We start from the raw sequence: 15,315 nt of genomic DNA on the forward strand, positions 1-15,315 counted from the left end.
TGAACAGCACCATGAACAGCACCAGTGGCGGCCAGGCTGCCCGACCCGGCCCGCCATCGCGCAGCCGGTTAAGCAGCTTCTCGAACCGGTACCACTTCACCAGCCCCGACAGGCGGTCGAGCGGCGAAGAACCGCCCGCAAGCTTGTCGCCCAGAAATGCCTCCACCAAGCTCAACTGACCCGTCCGCTTAACTGCCATTGTGACTCTCCCGGCCTTTCGCCTTCAGAGAATCACAACCAGCCAATTACGCAACAGGCCCCTTGTGGGAGAAGGTGGCCTCGCGAAGCGAGGTCGGATGAGGGGTGCTCCAGCTTGGCGGCGACGGCTCTCCGTCACCCACCCCTCAACCGTCTCGGCGCTGCGCGCCGATCCACCTTCTCCCACAAGGGGAGAAGGAAAGCCGCGTTGGTCAGAGCGCCGACAAGGTCTCCGGCGCCGATGGTGCGACCAGCACGGGCGCGGCCTGGAACACCTTGGTCATTTCGCGCAGTGTCTGCGTCGTGCGGCTGGACAGCACGGGCGGGCGCTCGGCGGCGGCATCTGCTGCCGCCTGATCGGCATTTTTCTTCTCCGCCTCCTCGGCCTTGGCGGCGATTTCTTCGTCGACAAAGGGCTTGTCGAGGCCGGGGATTGGCTTCAGGTCGATGTTCTGGTGCGCGTAGACCATCAGCCGCTGCCACACCATCGCCGGCAGCGTGCCGCCGGTCATGTTGCGGGTCGGGGTGAAGTCGTCATTGCCGAGCCAGACAGCGGCCGTGTAGTTGCCGGTGAAGCCGACGAACCAGGCGTCGCGGTAGGATTGCGTCGTTCCGGTCTTGCCGGCAACGACGATGTTGGGCAGCTGCGCGCGCCGCGCCGTACCGATCGCCGGCACCGCAGCCAGCATGGTGTTCATGTATTTCAACGCCTGTTCCGACAAAACCCGATGCGGCGCAGGCGCATCCTTGGCGAAGTCGTAGACGACATCGCCGGTGCGGGTGACGAGCTGGGTAATGCCGTGGCGGGAGCCGGCGAAGCCGTCCTGCGCGAACACGCTGTAGCCCGTCGCCTGGTCCATCACCGTCATGCCCGATGTGCCGAGCACCATGGTCTTGTGCGATTCCAGCGGAGATTCCACGCCGAATGATTCCGCCATCGCCTTGATCGGACCGATGCCGAGATAGTCCTTGGCCAGCCGCACCGGTACGGTGTTGATCGACTTGGCGATCGCCGTGATCAGCGTCACATTGCCGGCCGAGCCGCCATTGTAATTGTGCGGCGACCAGCCGCCCCAACTGATCGGCCCGCCCGAGACGACGGAGTCCGGGGTGAAGCCATGCTCCATCGCGGTGGCGTAGACGTAAGGTTTGAATGACGAACCGGTCTGGCGCAGCGCCTTGGTGGCGCGGTTGAACTGGCTGGCGCCATAGTCGCGGCCGCCGACGATGGCGCGCACCGCGCCATTGGTCTCGATCACCACAACGGCGCCTTCGGTGACGTTGTATTCCTTGCCGAACTGGCGGAGGTGGAATTCGACGGATTCTTCCGCCGCCTTCTGGATGTTGGCGTCGAATGTGGTGTGGGCGACCAGCGAATGCTGGCCGGGCTTGGCGATCATCTTGACCTCGTCGAAGGCCCAGTCGAGGAAATAATCCGGGCTCTTCTGCTCGCCGCGGTCGACGATCTCGGCTGGGTGCAGCCGTGCCTGCAACACCTGGCCTTCTGTCATGAAGCCGGAATCGACGAGGTTGGACAGCACCACATTGGCGCGGGCGCGGGCAGCCGGCAGGTTGATGTGCGGGGCGTATTTGGTCGGCGCCTTGAACAGGCCGGCCAGCATCGCCGCCTCGGCGAGGTTCAGATCCTTGACGCTCTTGCCAAAATAGAAATCCGCCGCCGCCTCGATGCCGAACGTGCCGCCGCCCATATAGGCGCGGTCGAGATAGAGCTGCAGGATTTCCTTCTTCGACAGATTGGCCTCCAGCCACAGCGAAAGGAAAGCTTCCTTGATCTTGCGCTGCAAGGTCCGCTCATTCGACAGGAACAGGTTCTTGGCCAGCTGCTGGGTGATGCTGGAGCCACCCTGGACGACGGAATTGGCCCGCACATTCTCGAAGATGGCGCGCGACAGGCCGAGCACGTCGATGCCGTAATGCTCGAAGAAACGCCGGTCCTCGGTCGCCAGCACCGCCTTGATGACATGGTCCGGCATCTCGTCGACCGGCACCGAATCGCGCTGGATGATGCCGCGCTGGCCGATCTCGTTGCCGTAGCGGTCGAGGAAGGTGACGGCGAAATCGCCCTGGCTGCGCCAGTCGCCTGTGGTGATCTGGAAGGCCGGCATGGCCAGCGCCAGGAGCACGACGAAGCCGCCGGCGCCCATCGTGAAACTTTCGCTCAGCACCTCGATGATGCCGCGCCGCCAGCCGGTGACGCGGAAGCGCCGCGAAAAAATGGTTGCCGATTCCCAGAACTGGCCGGTCTTGAAGCCGATTTCGTAGAGTGAGGAATCGATCCAGGCATCCACCGCCAGCAGCGCTGCGGCGATCGGGCCTCTTCTTCTTGGACGTCGTTCTAAAGGACTGGCCATTCCCGAAACTCACCCCACCCAAGACCTGAGAACCGCAAGCGGGCAATTTCAGGGCAGGGGTACCCGGCGAAGACTATTCGTCCATTTCAGCCCCGCTCACAAGGGCAGCCAGGCCACACCGCACGGTTTGTTGACCGCCAACCGCTATTCTATCAGCGCGCGGCGATGAAGTGCATAAAATGCGCTACATCCGCATCGCTCGGCTCCTGGCCGGTGAAGGCGCGCAGATAGGCGGCGAGATGGCTGATCCGCGTCTCGACCGGCTCCTTGAGGTCGAGCACGTAATAGCCGATCTGCATGTAGTAGAGCACGCGCGCCCGGATGAAGGCGTCTTCCTCGTCATAGCCGTGGCGGCGATACATCTCGCGGATGGCGCCAAGACGGTCGTTGTCGGCCTGGTCGATGGCGGCGCGAACATCGTCTGAGCGCCGTGCCCATTCGCGGACGGCAAAATCGAGCCGCGGATCGAACAGGCGCTCGTCGGCCCAGCATTCGAAGACGTTCAAGACGGCCACGATGATCGTCTCGGCAGGCCGCTTTGCCCGCTCGACGATCGCCTTGGTGTTGGTGTCATGCCAATGGGTGAGCAACTGGTCGAGCAGGTCCTGGCGGCTCTGGAAATACCAGTAGAAGCTTGAGCGCGAGACGCCGAGTTTCTGGCCGAGCGTCAGCACCCGTACGCTCTCAATGCCGTCCGAGATCAGCGTCTGCAGCGCCAGATTGATCCAGTCCTGGCGTGTCACCTTGATGTTGCCGGACGCCGGTTCGTCCTGCGGTGCGATCATGATCATGGACCCACAAGTGGCATGGCGCGCAGCGTCGCGCAAGCTCTGGACATAAGTGTCTAGACACATGTGTCCAGTATATGTATCGTGTGGGCATCCTGCGAGAGGGAGAGGCTCGTGAAGTCGCATTATCGGGCGGTCGTCATCGGCGGAGGCGTGGTCGGCGCCTCGGTGATCTACCATCTGGCGCGCTTCGGCTGGAGCGAGGTGGCGCGGATCGAACGCGCCGAGCTGACCGCTGGTTCGACCTGGCATGCGGCGGCCGGCTTCCACGCACTCAACGCCGATCCCAATGTCGCGGCCCTGCAGGACTATACGATCAAGCTCTATCGCGAAATCGAGGCCGAGTCCGGCCAGAATGCCGGCCTGGGCAAGGCAATGAGGCAATGAGGAGTGGTGGCCATGGTCGATGATGTCATAAGGGAGACCAGGCGCGAGCGCCGGCGCGGACACACCGGTGAGGCCGGCAGCGGGTCGAGCCGCCACCCGAATTATCGTTCGCTCAAAAACCCGTTCCTGCCGCAGCCGGTGTTTTCGGACGATCGCGTCGTCGCCATCCACGACACGGCGCTGCGCGTACTGGAAGAGCTCGGCATCAAGGTGCTGCTGCCCGAGGCGCGCGCGATTTACGCGAAAGCCGGTGCGCTGGTCGATGAGGACAGCCAGATGGTGCGCATCGGTCGAGACATCGTCGCGGCCGCACTGGCCTCGGCGCCAAAGTCGATCCCGGCGCTGGCCGGCGATCGCAGCCGAGACCTCACGCTCGAACTCGGCTCCATGACCTTCCTCGCCGGCGCTGGCGCACCTAACGTCACCGATCTCGAACGCGGCCGCCGGCCGGGAACGCTCAGCGCCTTCGAGGAATTGACCAAGCTCATCCAGCATTTCGACATACTGCATATGCTTTGCCCCTGCATCGAGCCGCAGGATGTCGACAACCGTTTACGCCACTATGCCGTCAACCGCGCGCAGTTGACGCTGTCCGACAAGTTCCCTTTTGTCTTCGCTCGTGGAACGCCGCAGGTCGAGGATGGGTTTGAGATGATCCGGCTGGCGCGCGGGCTGTCAGAGGATGAATTTCGCGCTGGCGCCCATTGCTACACCATCATCAACACCAATTCACCGCGCCAGCTCGACATTCCGATGGCGCAAGGCATCATCGACTTCGCCCGCGCCGGGCAGGTCCTAGTCATCACGCCGTTCTGCCTGGCCGGGGCCATGGCGCCGATCACGGTCGCCGGCGCGCTGACGCTGCAGCATGCCGAGGCGCTCGCCGGTCTGGCCCTGGCGCAGATCGTGCGCCCGGGCGCACCCGTGCTTTACGGTTCCTTCTCCTCCAATGTCGACATGAAGTCGGGCGCGCCGGCATTCGGCACGCCCGAACACGTCAAGGCGACACTTGGGGCCGGCCAACTGGCGCGCTTCATCGGCCTTCCCTGGCGTTCGGGTGCCGGCAGTGCCGCCAACATTTCCGATGCGCAGGCAGCTCATGAGTCGCAGTTCGCCCTTTGGGGTTCGGTGCTTGCCGGCGCCACCGTCTGCATCCACGCCGCAGGCTGGCTAGAGGGTGGCCTGAGTGTCTCTTTCGAGAAGCTGATCACCGACATCGAGGCAGTGCAGTCGATTGCCGAGCTTTGCGCGGCAACTCCTGGCGACGACGACGCGATCGGCTTCGAGGCCATCGCCGAAGTCCAGCCCGGCGGGCATTTCTTCTCCGCCGGCCACACCATGGCGCGCTACCGCACCGCCTTCTACGAGCCGCTGGTTGCCGACTGGTCGAATTTCGGCAACTGGACGCAGTCCGGTTCGAAGTCGGCCACCGAGCGCGCCACCGGCATCTGGAAGCGGGTGCTTGCCGACTTCCAGCCGCCGGCTTCGGCGGCTGCTACATCAGGTTTTCTCGATGAATTCATAGCGCGGCGCACCGAACAGGGCGGGGCAGCACCGGTCTCGTGAAAGGAACGCAACCGGCAATGGTAATCTGCTGGGCCGCCGGGATATTGGCCGGGCGGTCCTGTTTTTCACGCTATATGCACGCGATGCACGCGGCCCGGCTCACGGGCCGGCGTATCGCTCTCAGCGATCAGCGGAGCCCGCCGCTCACGCGCCGGGCCCCTCCTTTGTCGTCACCGATCACGCATGCGCGTGCGGGTGATGAACGTCCCAGACTGCCCAGGCCGATGCGAGAACCACCAGCACGCCAAGAACCACATGGGTTCCCATTGCGTTTGCGTTCGCCATAAAACCAAGCAGCCAGGGCGACACGATCAGCCAGAGCCCGAGAACAAGATTCACCCACTCTTCCCACTCGGCGAATACGGAAAGCGTCGCGAAAGCCAGCGCACCGAGCACAACGCCAACAATCCAGGCGTTGTAAGCGGCAGTGGTTTCAGCAGCGAAGCCGACTATCCAGGGTGAGACGAACAGGCAAACGGCAAGGATCAGATTAATCAGATCCTGGCCACGTTTTCCTTCCATGAGTTTATTGGCCATGACAACCTCCATAGAGAAGCTTGACCAAAGCACTACGTTTCGCGTGCACCGCACGCTTAGTTGTTGATATAATTACGCTTCAAATGACCTTCAAGGACCTGCCCCAGGGCGGCCGATGACTGCGAATTCATAGCGCAGTGGAGGCTGGATTGGACGATAAGCTTTTCCTTCGCCTCCTGGAGGGCTTCAGCCTGGCTTGCGCCCGACGGTGAAGGAGACAGGCGCCCCGGCGTGGGTGTTGGCGCAGCCGGTCACCGGTATCCTCGACACGTAGGGCGTGCCGGCCTCTTGAGGGAACGCAGCGCGCGTCTCACATGGGCCGCTTGTCGCCGGTCTTCGGTGGTTCGCGGCGTATGGTGCCGGCATCGGTCTGCCTGTGCTTGTCGGCGGCAAGCCGGCGAATGCGATCGAAGCGGCTTTCCTCGGCCGGCTTGGTCGCGGGCACAGCATTTGGCTTCGGGGCGAAATTGATCATCTATCGATCTCCCTGTCGTTGCTGACTGCTGACTGACGGAAATCCTTGGGCGCGCCGGGGAAATGCCCCGGCGGCCGCTGTTCTGTTTACGCCCGTCCGGCTTTCCCGGGCGGGCCTTTCAGGCGGGTGGTCAGTAGCCGCCCATGCCGCCGCCGGCGCCCGCGGGTGCTGCATCCTTGGCCGGGACGTCGGTGATCATCGCTTCGGCGGTGATCAGAAGCGCTGCGATCGAGCCGGCATCCTGCAGTGCGGTGCGCACCACTTTCGCCGGATCGACGATGCCGGCCTTGATCATGTCGACATAGGTCTCGTTCTGGGCGTCAAAGCCCTGATTGTGATCCTTGCTGTCGGACAGCTTGCCGACGACGATCGAGCCTTCGACACCGGAATTCTCGGCGATCTGGCGGATCGGCGCTTCGAGCGCGCGCAGCACGATCGAAATGCCCGCCGTCACGTCTTCATTGGCGCCGGTCAGTCCGGCCAGAGCCGACCTGGCGCGCAGAAGCGCCACGCCGCCGCCAGGCACGATGCCTTCTTCCACTGCCGCGCGCGTGGCGTTCAGTGCGTCGTCGATGCGGTCCTTCTTTTCCTTCACTTCCGACTCGGTGACGCCGCCGACGCGGATGACGGCAACGCCGCCGGCGAGCTTGGCCAGCCGCTCCTGCAGCTTCTCCTTGTCGTAGTCGGACGTCGTCTCTTCGATCTGCCCCTTGATCTGGGCGATGCGCGCCTGGATGGTCGCCTTGGTGCCGGCGCCGTCGATGATCGTGGTGGTGTCCTTCTCGATCAGCACCCGCTTTGCGCGACCGAGCATCTCGATGGTGACGTTTTCGAGCTTGATGCCGAGATCCTCGGAAATCATCTGGCCCGATGTCAGCACCGCGATGTCTTCCAGCATCGCCTTGCGGCGGTCCCCGAAGCCCGGTGCCTTGACGGCCGCGACCTTGAGGCCGCCGCGCAGTTTGTTGACGACCAACGTCGCCAGCGCTTCGCCCTCCACGTCTTCCGAAATGATCAGCAGCGGCCGGCCGCTCTGCACCACCGCCTCGAGGATCGGCAGCATCGCCTGCAGATTGCCGAGCTTCTTCTCGTGGATGAGGACGTAAGGCTCTTCCAATTCAACGCGCATCTTGTCGGCATTGGTGACGAAATAGGGCGAGAGATAGCCGCGGTCGAATTGCATGCCTTCGACGACGTCGAGTTCGGTGTCGGCGGTCTTGGCTTCCTCGACGGTGATGACGCCGTCATTGCCGACCTTATCCATCGCCTTGGCGATCATGGCGCCGACGGTGGCGTCGCCATTGGCGGCGATGGTGCCGACCTGGGCGATCTCGGCCGACGACTTGACCTTCTTGGCCTTCGCCTTGATGTCTTTGACCACGGCGGCGACAGCCTGGTCGATGCCGCGCTTGAGATCCATCGGGTTCATGCCGGCGGCGACGAGCTTGGCGCCTTCGCGCAGGATCGAGGCGGCCAGCACCGTGGCGGTGGTGGTGCCGTCACCGGCGAGGTCGTTGGTCTTCGAAGCCACTTCGCGCACCATCTGCGCGCCCATGTTCTCGAACTTGTCGGCAAGCTCGATTTCCTTGGCGACGGTGACTCCGTCCTTGGTGATGCGCGGCGCGCCATAGGCCTTGTCGATGATGACGTTGCGGCCCTTGGGGCCAAGCGTGACCTTCACCGCATTGGTGAGGATCTCGACGCCGCGCAGCATGCGGTCGCGCGCGTCGGTGGAGAATTTGATTTCCTTGGCAGACATTTTTTTCATCCAGTTCGCATTTGGAGTGGACCGTCACCGCGCAGATGCGCGGCGCTTCAGTCAGGCGGCCTTCTTGGCTTCGACGGCCTTTTCGATAACGCCCATGATGTCGGCTTCCTTCATGATCAGAAGGTCCTCGCCATCGATCTTGACCTCGGTGCCCGACCATTTGCCGAACAGGATCAAGTCGCCTGCCTTGACATCGAGCGGAACAAGCGCGCCGTTTTCGTCGCGTGCGCCGGGGCCGACGGCGATGACTTCGCCTTCCTGCGGCTTTTCCTTGGCATTGTCGGGAATGATGATACCGCCCTTGGATTTGGTATCGCCTTCGGCGCGCCGGATGACGACGCGGTCGTGGAGTGGCCGAAACTTCATGAGAACTTCTTTCTGGGGCCTGCACAGGCGGCCACACCGCTCTTATAGGCGCGTTGGCACTCGATAGATAGGAGTGCCAAAAATTATTCACGGGCAACTCAAAATATTAAAAAGTATTATGTGGCCTGTGGATTTCCAGATATCGCGATCCGTCTAAATAATTCAAAAAATTGAATTTCTGCGCCAAAGCGACTATTTATATGGAAAGTTTCATTTCAACGGTTTCAGGCACAAGGGAGATTTAAGCGATGGCCGACGGCAATCAGAGCATCATGGAAAAAGCTGAGGCCCGCTTCATGGACAAGCAGAAGAAGACGGCCGAGCGCAACAAGGCAACCTCCGATTACGTATCCGAGGCCAGAGCCAGGGAGATCAAGACCGCAAGGCTCAGGGGATTGCGCCTGGCCAAGGAAGAGGCCGACCGCGTTGAGGAAGCCCTGAATCCGACACCGAAGAAGAAGCGGGCGACAGTCAAGAAGGCTGCCGCCGCACCCAAGGGAGCCAAGTCATGAGCCTGACATTCCCCAATCCAAGCCGCAGCTATGACGAGGCCGGCAAGCGCATCCGCTTTGTCGGCCATGACGGCATGTTCCAGATTTCCTTCTCTGTCGCTGCCGATGCAATCTCGAAGGCGCCGTCGGGGACGGCGACCTCGGAAGCCACCTATCTGGCAGCCTTCGATACGGCGTCCAGATCCATCCATGACATCGCCAGCAAGGCCTATGCGCGCACCCGCAAGAGCATATATGTGCTCACCGCCGCGGATTTCAGTTAGCTCCCGGCTGCGATCGACCTGGATCAGGATTTGCGGTCGGCTTTTGCCCGCCGCTTGACGTCCCGGCTGTTCAGGCGGTCGGCCGTCGCTTCCGCATCGCGCACAGTCATGCCGACCATGACCTGATGCTTGAGCTCGACAGGCTGGCCGGTGAAGATGTCGAAGATAGTCCAGCTCTCAGGCTGGTCCATGCGCAAGGCGTAGCGGTTTGCCATCGCGGCGTCAGGCCCGTGACATGAAAAATGCCGCCGCCAGGATCAGGATCGTCCAGACCAGCACCGACAGCTTCAGGATCAGGCCGCCGTGCGCGGAAAGAACCTTCCGCATGCGCAAAGCTGCGCTGTTCATGCCCTTGGACAGCGTGGGTGCTGCCGCAATCACGACCGGCGGCTTGACGCCGAGCTTTCCAAAAGCCGGCAGCAGCGATGGCGTTCGCATGAAATGACCTCGAATTGTCGGAGAAAACAGGCCTCCTCATAACACCCTTCTTGAAACTCCCTGCATGCCAAATAAAAACCGGTCCCTGAAACGGCCATGCCGCCCGATTCGCAACTTGCAGCGGGCCGGCCATTATCTGGCGAAACCGGTGCAACGCAGTTAGGTTGCGCGCGAAACTGGTGCGGGATGAGGTTTGTTCCAGAGCATGATGCCGAAAAGTGTGAAGCGGTTTTCGGACGACATCATGCTCTAGGCACGACAGGCGAACGGAGACGAGGATGACGGCGCCCGGCGATTTGCTGCAAGCCTTGTTCATGAGATTGAAGAGCGACGCCTCGCTGACGGCGCTGCTCGGCGGCGCCGGATTGCGCGAGCAGGCTGCCGACAGTGCCGCCTTCCCCTATGTCACCTATGGCCGGACCAGCGCTTTCGATCTCGACACCGGCGCCGACAACGATGACGACCAGCTGATCACGCTGCATGTCTGGTCGAAGGCGCAAGGCGAGGCCGAGACGCGTCTGATCATGGACAGCATCCGGGCGCGCCTCGACGGCGCTGCATTCGCCACCGGCTCGCGCGACCAGACACGCTTGTCGCTGGAGTTCGCCGAGGCGCGCTATGACGAGGATCTAGCGCTCCATCACGGGCTGCTGCGGATTCGCGCCATCACGCAGCAAAATTGATAGAAGCAGCCTAAATCTGCGCCTGGATCTCGGCCTTGTCGATGACCGACCACACCTCGCGGATGCGACCCTCTCCGAATTCGTAGAAAACATTCTCGGCGAACGACACGCGCTTGCCATTCACCGGCAGGCCGAACAGCATTCCCTTGGGATGACAGTCGAAATACAGGCGCGCCGCCACGCGCGGTGGTTGGCAGACCAGCAGTTCGATGTTGAAACCGAGATCGGGAATGGCCTCGAAATCGCCTTCGAGCATGCGGCGATAGCCTGAAAGGCCGAGCATTTCGCCATTGTGCTGAACTTCATTGCCGACGAACTTTCCGAGATTGGCCCAGTCCTGGGCATTCAGGCAGGCGATGTAGCCCCGGTAGAGGTCGGCAAGATCATTATCCGTCATGGCCCACTCCGATGGTTTGGCGTTTCCTACGCTAATTAGGGCGCCCCTGAGGATGGTCGCGCCTTGACCTCTTCCCCAATCCATCTACGACTTGAGAACCTGTTCGCAAAAACCATAGCCGAGCTGCCGGTTTTCCGGCTATGAATCCCATTCCCGGTCTGAGGGGACTGGGCGGCATGATCGCATTCATTCGTTTCGCGCGCAGGGGATATTGCGGGGATGGATTTTCAACCGTTCACCGTTCATTTCACGTTCAGCACAGTTGCGTTACAACGCCGACCATGAAAACGCTTCGCTCCCATCTCAGAACCGCGACGCTGGCGCTTGGCATCGCCGGCGTGTTGGCGTCGCAGGCGACGCCGGCGGCCGCGGCCGATTGCTACGCGATCGGTCAGCAGGTTGCCGAGCAGAATGGCGGCACACTGGCCAAGGCTTCGCAGTCGACGCGTGGCGGCCAGGAGGTCTGCGTCATTGTCGTTCTGGTGCCCGGCAAGGACGGCCAGCGTCCGCGTCGTTCCGAGATCGTCGTCCCGGCGAACTGACCCCCCCAATCTTCCCTTTACAGGGCTCGTTTCCCAGGCCGCCGGAATCGGCCTATATCTGAGACATCAACAGGCCGGATCGATCATGCGCGTACTCGTTGTCGAAGATGACAAGGATCTCAACCGGCAGCTGGCCGACGCGCTGGTCGATGCCGGCTATGTCGTCGACCGCGCCTATGACGGCGAGGAAGGACATTTCCTCGGCGACACCGAGCCCTACGATGCCGTCGTGCTCGACATCGGCCTGCCGCAGATGGACGGCATCAGCGTCGTCGAGCGCTGGCGCCGCAACGGCCGCAAGATGCCGGTGCTGATCCTGACCGCGCGAGATCGCTGGAGCGACAAGGTGTCGGGCATCGATGCCGGCGCCGACGACTACGTCACCAAGCCGTTCCACATCGAGGAGGTGCTGGCGCGGGTGAGGGCGCTGATCCGGCGCGCCGCCGGCCATGCCTCGTCCGAGCTGACCTGCGGGCAGCTGCGCCTCGACACCAAGGCCTCCAAGGCCGATGTCGACGGCCAGCCGCTGAAGCTCACCTCGCACGAGTTCCGCCTGCTTGCCTATCTGATGCACCATATGGGCGAGGTGGTGTCGCGCACCGAACTGGTCGAGCATCTTTACGACCAGGATTTCGACCGCGATTCCAACACCATCGAGGTGTTTGTCGGCCGGCTGCGCAAGAAGATGGGCATCGATATGATCGAAACCGTGCGCGGCATGGGCTATCGCATGCGTGAGCCGGAGGCGTAAGGCGGAACCGCTCCCCATACCAGCAAGGAAGCCTTTTTCGGCACGGCTCTGGCCGCGCTCGCTGGCTTTCCGCGTCATCGGCTTTTCCACGATCTGGGCGATCCTCACCCTGATCGTCATCTTTACCCTGATCACCACGCTCTACCGCCAGGCAAGCGAGCGTGGCTTCGACAGCCTTTTGTCGGCGCACCTGTTCAACCTGATCGGCTCCGTCGGCGTTTCCGAGTCCGGCCAGCTCACCGGCGCTCCCGACCTCGGCGACCTGCGCTTCTCGGAGCCGAATTCAGGCTGGTACTGGTCGGTGGAACCAGCTTCCGAAGGCGTGCACGGCAATCTCCACTCATCCTCGATGACCACGACGATCCCGTCGCCGACCGTCGCCGAGGTGCCTTTCAATTCCAGTTTCCAGCGCAGCTATTCCACCGACGGCATCGGCGACGAGGAACTGCAGGTGTTCGAAAGCGAATTCGTCCTCGATGCCAAGAACCGCGCCGCGCGCTTCCGCGTCATGGGCAACAAGACCGAGCTCGAGCAGGAGATCGCCACCTTCCAGCGTCGCCTCCTGACCTATCTCAGCCTGTTCGGCGTCGGCATGATCGCCATCAACGCCATCGCCATCCTGCTCGGCCTGCAGCCCTTGCGCCGGGTCCGCAACGCGCTTGCCATGGTCCGCGAGGGCACGGCGCAACGGCTCGACGGCCAGTTCCCGGCCGAGATTGAGCCGCTTGCCAACGAGACCAATGCGCTGATCGAAAACAACAAGCGCATCGTCGAACGCTCGCGCACGCAGGTCGGCAATCTCGCCCATTCGCTGAAGACGCCGCTCGCCGTGCTGATCAATGAGGGGCGGGCGCTGGGCGGCGCCAAGGGCCAGCTCATCGCCGACCAGGCCGCCTCGATGCAGAAGCAGGTCGATCATTATCTGCAGCGCGCCCGCGTCGCCGCGCAGCGTGACAGCGTCGTCTACCGCACGCCGGTGACACCGCTGGTCCAGCGCATGGTGCGTGTGCTGCAAAAACTCAAGCCGGATGTCAGCCTGTCGCTTGCCTTGCCGGCGGCCGACATCGTCTTTGCCGGCGAGCGCGAGGATCTGGAGGAACTGCTCGGCAATCTGCTCGACAATGCGATGAAATGGGCAAAAAGCAGTGTTGCCGTGTCCGTCACGCCGGCCGCCGCCGGCCTGTTCGAGATATCAATCGAGGATGACGGTCCAGGCATTCCCGAGGACAAGGCGCGCGATGCGCTCAAACGCGGCCGGCGCCTCGACGAGACCAAGCCAGGAACCGGGCTCGGACTTGCCATTGTCGCCGACCTCGTCAACGAGTATGGCGGCGTACTGGCGCTCGACCGCTCCGCCATGGGCGGGCTGAAGGCGGTGGTGCGCTTGCGGAGCCTGCAATGATGCTTCTCCAGGACCAATCGACATGGCTGGGGTGCCTGTGTTATGGCGGCCCATCGATTGCACAAAAGCCGTTAAAAACGGCCAAATTTCCGACAAATATCAATAGTATGGCCTCCAGATATCCCCGATGACGCGGCCCCCCAGCGCATCCCGTTCAAGAAAACTGGTTGTAGGCATGAAGATTCGCGTTGCGCTCGTTTCCGCACTGCTCGCTCTCTCCGGCTGCGGAACTCTGAGCAAGGGCGGCGGCCCGGATATCTCCATCACCAACCCACCTGCGCCGCCTCCATCTGGCGCCAAGGTGGCGACGACGATCATCTCGGCCATGGCCGGCGGGCTCGTTGGCGGATCGATCGGCAGTGGTCTGAACGAGACCGAGAAGCGCAAGGCGCTCGAAGCGGAATACAAGGCGCTCGAATACACGGCGAGCGGCCAGAAGGTGACGTGGAAGAGCGACAGTTCGGCCCATTCCGGCGAAGTCGTCGCGGCCCAGCCCTATCGCGTCGGCTCGCAGGATTGCCGCCAATACACGCACACGGTGTTCACAGGCACGGCCAGCCAGACCGCGCGTGGCACCGCCTGCCGCAACGCCGACGGCAGCTGGACGCCGCTGACCTGATGGTCCACCGGATCGGGTCCGGTTGACGTCGGTCAACGACCACGCCGTCAAAGCGTCGCAGGATGCCCATGTTGGCAGAGCAGGGCTCTGCCGGTATTGGATGAAAAGATGCTGTTCTGGGTCATAGCCGCAATCCTAACGCTCGGCGCCAGCTTGGCGGTGCTGCTGCCGCTGGCCGGTGGCTCGAACGGCGCGTCGACTGCTGGCGACCACGACCTCGAAGTCTATCGCGACCAATTGGCCGAACTCGAGCGTGACGCTGCGCGCGGCCTGATCCAGCCGGCGGAAGCGGAGGAAGCGCGCGCTGAAATCGCCCGCCGCATCCTTCGCCTGGGAAATGTCAGTCAAGCCGATGCGCCCGGCACGCGTCAGTCGTCGAGGGCCGCCAGGCTGGTGGCGACGTCAGCGGTGCTGGTGGTCCCGCTGCTCAGCTGGGGCCTGTACAGCCAGCTCGGCTCGCCTGATTTGCCGTCGCAGCCGCTTGCCGAACGGCTGGCCAAGAACCCGGCCGATAGTTCGGTCGATGAATTGGTGGCGCGCGCCGAGGCCCATCTTGCCGCCAATCCGTCCGATGGCAGGGGATGGGACGTGCTCGCCCCGATCTATCTGCGCCTGCAGCGCTTTTCCGATGCGGTGACAGCCTATCGCAACGCCATCCGCCTCGATGGCGACACCGCTGCCCGCGAGGCCGGTCTCGGCGAAGCGATCGCCAATGCCGCCGGCGGCATTGTCTCGGCCGATGCCCAATCGGCATTCGAGCAGGCATTGAAGCTCGACCCGGCAAACCAGAAAGCCGCCTTCTACCTGGCCATGGCGCTGGCGCAGGAAGGCCGCTTGGCAGAGGCGACCGCTGCCTGGCAGAAGATGCTCGGCCTCCTGCCGCCGGATTCGCCTTGGCGGGGCGCTGTCCAACAGGCGTTGGCCGAGGCCGCCAACCGCAGCGTCGAGTCAGGAGAGCCCGCGAAAGGTCCCGATGCCGCAGCCGTCGATGCCGCCTCGTCGATGGCGCCGCAGGACAGGCAGGCCATGATCGACACCATGGTCGCCGGTCTCGATGAAAAACTGCGGCAAAATCCGCGCGACACGGAAGGATGGATGCGGCTCATTCGTTCCTATGTGGTGCTGGGCAAGGCCGACCAGGCGCGCGAAGCGCTGCATCGCAGTATTGCCGTTTTCGGCGCCGACAGTGAGGAAGCGAAGAAATTCACCGCCTTTGCCGCCTCGCTCGGCCTGACGGCGAGGGAGTAGGGC

At 63.0% G+C, this 15,315-nt stretch carries 18 protein-coding genes and 2 pseudogenes; 10 read left to right on the forward strand and 10 right to left on the reverse strand.

What is annotated here, in order from left to right:
- The 3 genes and pseudogenes from AC1D1N_RS19945 to AC1D1N_RS19955 all read right to left on the reverse strand — a co-directional run.
- Nucleotides 1-199: pseudogene (locus AC1D1N_RS19945) on the reverse strand (IS5/IS1182 family transposase); the annotation flags it as partial.
- Between the two features lie 211 nt (nt 200-410).
- Nucleotides 411-2,570, reverse strand: a complete 2,160-nt coding sequence (locus AC1D1N_RS19950; protein WP_477350534.1) for a transglycosylase domain-containing protein — start codon at nt 2,568-2,570, stop codon at nt 411-413.
- A 152-nt stretch (nt 2,571-2,722) separates the two neighbouring features.
- Complete coding sequence (locus AC1D1N_RS19955; RefSeq protein ID WP_477350536.1) at nt 2,723-3,361, reverse strand: TetR/AcrR family transcriptional regulator; 639 nt, start codon at nt 3,359-3,361, stop codon at nt 2,723-2,725.
- A gap of 111 nt (nt 3,362-3,472) precedes the next feature.
- On the opposite strand from AC1D1N_RS19955, the pseudogene AC1D1N_RS19960 reads away from it, so the two are divergent.
- Both AC1D1N_RS19960 and AC1D1N_RS19965 read left to right on the forward strand, forming a co-directional pair.
- Nucleotides 3,473-3,724: pseudogene (locus AC1D1N_RS19960) on the forward strand (FAD-dependent oxidoreductase); the annotation flags it as partial.
- A gap of 33 nt (nt 3,725-3,757) precedes the next feature.
- A complete protein-coding gene (locus AC1D1N_RS19965) occupies nt 3,758-5,311 on the forward strand; it encodes a trimethylamine methyltransferase family protein (protein WP_477350538.1) in 1,554 nt (517 codons plus the stop codon).
- A gap of 177 nt (nt 5,312-5,488) precedes the next feature.
- On the opposite strand, the gene AC1D1N_RS19970 is transcribed toward AC1D1N_RS19965, so the two are convergent.
- The 4 genes from AC1D1N_RS19970 to AC1D1N_RS19985 all read right to left on the reverse strand — a co-directional run bounded on the left by AC1D1N_RS19970 (nt 5,489) and on the right by AC1D1N_RS19985 (nt 8,457).
- Entirely contained in the window at nt 5,489-5,848 is a 360-nt protein-coding gene (locus AC1D1N_RS19970; RefSeq protein ID WP_112564283.1) for an SPW repeat protein, read from the reverse strand.
- A gap of 310 nt (nt 5,849-6,158) precedes the next feature.
- Nucleotides 6,159-6,323: a hypothetical protein gene (locus AC1D1N_RS19975; protein WP_477234187.1), complete on the reverse strand. Its 165-nt coding sequence runs from the start codon at nt 6,321-6,323 to the stop codon at nt 6,159-6,161.
- A 130-nt stretch (nt 6,324-6,453) separates the two neighbouring features.
- Nucleotides 6,454-8,082, reverse strand: a complete 1,629-nt coding sequence (gene groL, locus AC1D1N_RS19980) for a chaperonin GroEL (RefSeq protein WP_477350540.1) — start codon at nt 8,080-8,082, stop codon at nt 6,454-6,456.
- Nucleotides 8,083-8,142: 60 nt separating this feature from the next.
- Entirely contained in the window at nt 8,143-8,457 is a 315-nt protein-coding gene (locus AC1D1N_RS19985; RefSeq protein WP_112564160.1) for a co-chaperone GroES, read from the reverse strand.
- 248 nt (nt 8,458-8,705) lie between these two features.
- Between AC1D1N_RS19985 and AC1D1N_RS19990 the strand changes: the two genes are divergently transcribed.
- Both AC1D1N_RS19990 and AC1D1N_RS19995 read left to right on the forward strand, forming a co-directional pair.
- The gene (locus AC1D1N_RS19990) at nt 8,706-8,969 is read left to right on the forward strand and encodes a hypothetical protein (protein ID WP_112564162.1); all 264 of its coding nucleotides are present in this window, start codon (nt 8,706-8,708) and stop codon (nt 8,967-8,969) included.
- Entirely contained in the window at nt 8,966-9,232 is a 267-nt protein-coding gene (locus AC1D1N_RS19995; RefSeq protein ID WP_112564165.1) for a DUF1488 family protein, read from the forward strand. Before AC1D1N_RS19990 ends, AC1D1N_RS19995 begins: the two co-directional genes overlap by 4 nt.
- A gap of 23 nt (nt 9,233-9,255) precedes the next feature.
- On the opposite strand, the gene AC1D1N_RS20000 is transcribed toward AC1D1N_RS19995, so the two are convergent.
- Nucleotides 9,256-9,447 carry a hypothetical protein gene (locus AC1D1N_RS20000; protein ID WP_436259007.1) on the reverse strand — a complete coding sequence of 64 codons (192 nt, stop codon included), beginning with the start codon at nt 9,445-9,447 and terminating at the stop codon, nt 9,256-9,258.
- A 7-nt stretch (nt 9,448-9,454) separates the two neighbouring features.
- Nucleotides 9,455-9,670: a hypothetical protein gene (locus tag AC1D1N_RS20005; RefSeq protein ID WP_436259008.1), complete on the reverse strand. Its 216-nt coding sequence runs from the start codon at nt 9,668-9,670 to the stop codon at nt 9,455-9,457.
- Nucleotides 9,671-9,948: 278 nt separating this feature from the next.
- Between AC1D1N_RS20005 and AC1D1N_RS20010 the strand changes: the two genes are divergently transcribed.
- Complete coding sequence (locus tag AC1D1N_RS20010; RefSeq protein ID WP_436259009.1) at nt 9,949-10,353, forward strand: DUF3168 domain-containing protein; 405 nt, start codon at nt 9,949-9,951, stop codon at nt 10,351-10,353.
- 10 nt (nt 10,354-10,363) lie between these two features.
- On the opposite strand, the gene AC1D1N_RS20015 is transcribed toward AC1D1N_RS20010, so the two are convergent.
- Nucleotides 10,364-10,750, reverse strand: coding sequence for an ester cyclase (locus AC1D1N_RS20015; RefSeq protein ID WP_477350543.1), 387 nt, complete (start codon nt 10,748-10,750; stop codon nt 10,364-10,366).
- A gap of 281 nt (nt 10,751-11,031) precedes the next feature.
- Here AC1D1N_RS20015 and AC1D1N_RS20020 point away from each other — a divergent pair, with 281 nt between their 5' ends.
- The 5 genes from AC1D1N_RS20020 (at nt 11,032) to ccmI (ending at nt 15,312) form a co-directional block, all read left to right on the forward strand.
- Complete coding sequence (locus AC1D1N_RS20020; protein ID WP_477350545.1) at nt 11,032-11,292, forward strand: hypothetical protein; 261 nt, start codon at nt 11,032-11,034, stop codon at nt 11,290-11,292.
- A gap of 85 nt (nt 11,293-11,377) precedes the next feature.
- On the forward strand, nt 11,378-12,043 hold the full coding sequence (locus tag AC1D1N_RS20025) for a response regulator transcription factor (RefSeq protein ID WP_477350547.1): 666 nt from the start codon (nt 11,378-11,380) through the stop codon (nt 12,041-12,043).
- Nucleotides 12,027-13,445: an ATP-binding protein gene (locus tag AC1D1N_RS20030; protein ID WP_477350549.1), complete on the forward strand. Its 1,419-nt coding sequence runs from the start codon at nt 12,027-12,029 to the stop codon at nt 13,443-13,445. The genes AC1D1N_RS20025 and AC1D1N_RS20030 overlap by 17 nt, the downstream gene beginning before the upstream one ends.
- Nucleotides 13,446-13,620: 175 nt before the next feature.
- A complete protein-coding gene (locus tag AC1D1N_RS20035; RefSeq protein WP_477350551.1) occupies nt 13,621-14,064 on the forward strand; it encodes a hypothetical protein in 444 nt (147 codons plus the stop codon).
- Nucleotides 14,065-14,172: 108 nt separating this feature from the next.
- A complete protein-coding gene (ccmI, locus tag AC1D1N_RS20040) occupies nt 14,173-15,312 on the forward strand; it encodes a c-type cytochrome biogenesis protein CcmI (protein ID WP_436259013.1) in 1,140 nt (379 codons plus the stop codon).
- The last annotated feature ends 3 nt before the right edge of the window (nt 15,313-15,315 follow it).

The organism is Mesorhizobium sp. P2_B5 (assembly GCF_056404775.1).

Coding starts and splice junctions, on each gene's coding strand:
- AC1D1N_RS19950 (WP_477350534.1), bottom strand. CDS start 2,570: ATGGCCAGTCCTTTAGAACGACGTCCAAGAAGAAGAGGCCCGATCGCC.
- AC1D1N_RS19955 (WP_477350536.1), bottom strand. CDS start 3,361: ATGATCATGATCGCACCGCAGGACGAACCGGCGTCCGGCAACATCAAG.
- AC1D1N_RS19965 (WP_477350538.1), top strand. CDS start 3,758: ATGGTCGATGATGTCATAAGGGAGACCAGGCGCGAGCGCCGGCGCGGA.
- AC1D1N_RS19970 (WP_112564283.1), bottom strand. CDS start 5,848: ATGGCCAATAAACTCATGGAAGGAAAACGTGGCCAGGATCTGATTAAT.
- AC1D1N_RS19975 (WP_477234187.1), bottom strand. CDS start 6,323: ATGATCAATTTCGCCCCGAAGCCAAATGCTGTGCCCGCGACCAAGCCG.
- groL (WP_477350540.1), bottom strand. CDS start 8,082: ATGTCTGCCAAGGAAATCAAATTCTCCACCGACGCGCGCGACCGCATG.
- AC1D1N_RS19985 (WP_112564160.1), bottom strand. CDS start 8,457: ATGAAGTTTCGGCCACTCCACGACCGCGTCGTCATCCGGCGCGCCGAA.
- AC1D1N_RS19990 (WP_112564162.1), top strand. CDS start 8,706: ATGGCCGACGGCAATCAGAGCATCATGGAAAAAGCTGAGGCCCGCTTC.
- AC1D1N_RS19995 (WP_112564165.1), top strand. CDS start 8,966: ATGAGCCTGACATTCCCCAATCCAAGCCGCAGCTATGACGAGGCCGGC.
- AC1D1N_RS20000 (WP_436259007.1), bottom strand. CDS start 9,447: ATGGCAAACCGCTACGCCTTGCGCATGGACCAGCCTGAGAGCTGGACT.
- AC1D1N_RS20005 (WP_436259008.1), bottom strand. CDS start 9,670: ATGCGAACGCCATCGCTGCTGCCGGCTTTTGGAAAGCTCGGCGTCAAG.
- AC1D1N_RS20010 (WP_436259009.1), top strand. CDS start 9,949: ATGACGGCGCCCGGCGATTTGCTGCAAGCCTTGTTCATGAGATTGAAG.
- AC1D1N_RS20015 (WP_477350543.1), bottom strand. CDS start 10,750: ATGACGGATAATGATCTTGCCGACCTCTACCGGGGCTACATCGCCTGC.
- AC1D1N_RS20020 (WP_477350545.1), top strand. CDS start 11,032: ATGAAAACGCTTCGCTCCCATCTCAGAACCGCGACGCTGGCGCTTGGC.
- AC1D1N_RS20025 (WP_477350547.1), top strand. CDS start 11,378: ATGCGCGTACTCGTTGTCGAAGATGACAAGGATCTCAACCGGCAGCTG.
- AC1D1N_RS20035 (WP_477350551.1), top strand. CDS start 13,621: ATGAAGATTCGCGTTGCGCTCGTTTCCGCACTGCTCGCTCTCTCCGGC.
- ccmI (WP_436259013.1), top strand. CDS start 14,173: ATGCTGTTCTGGGTCATAGCCGCAATCCTAACGCTCGGCGCCAGCTTG.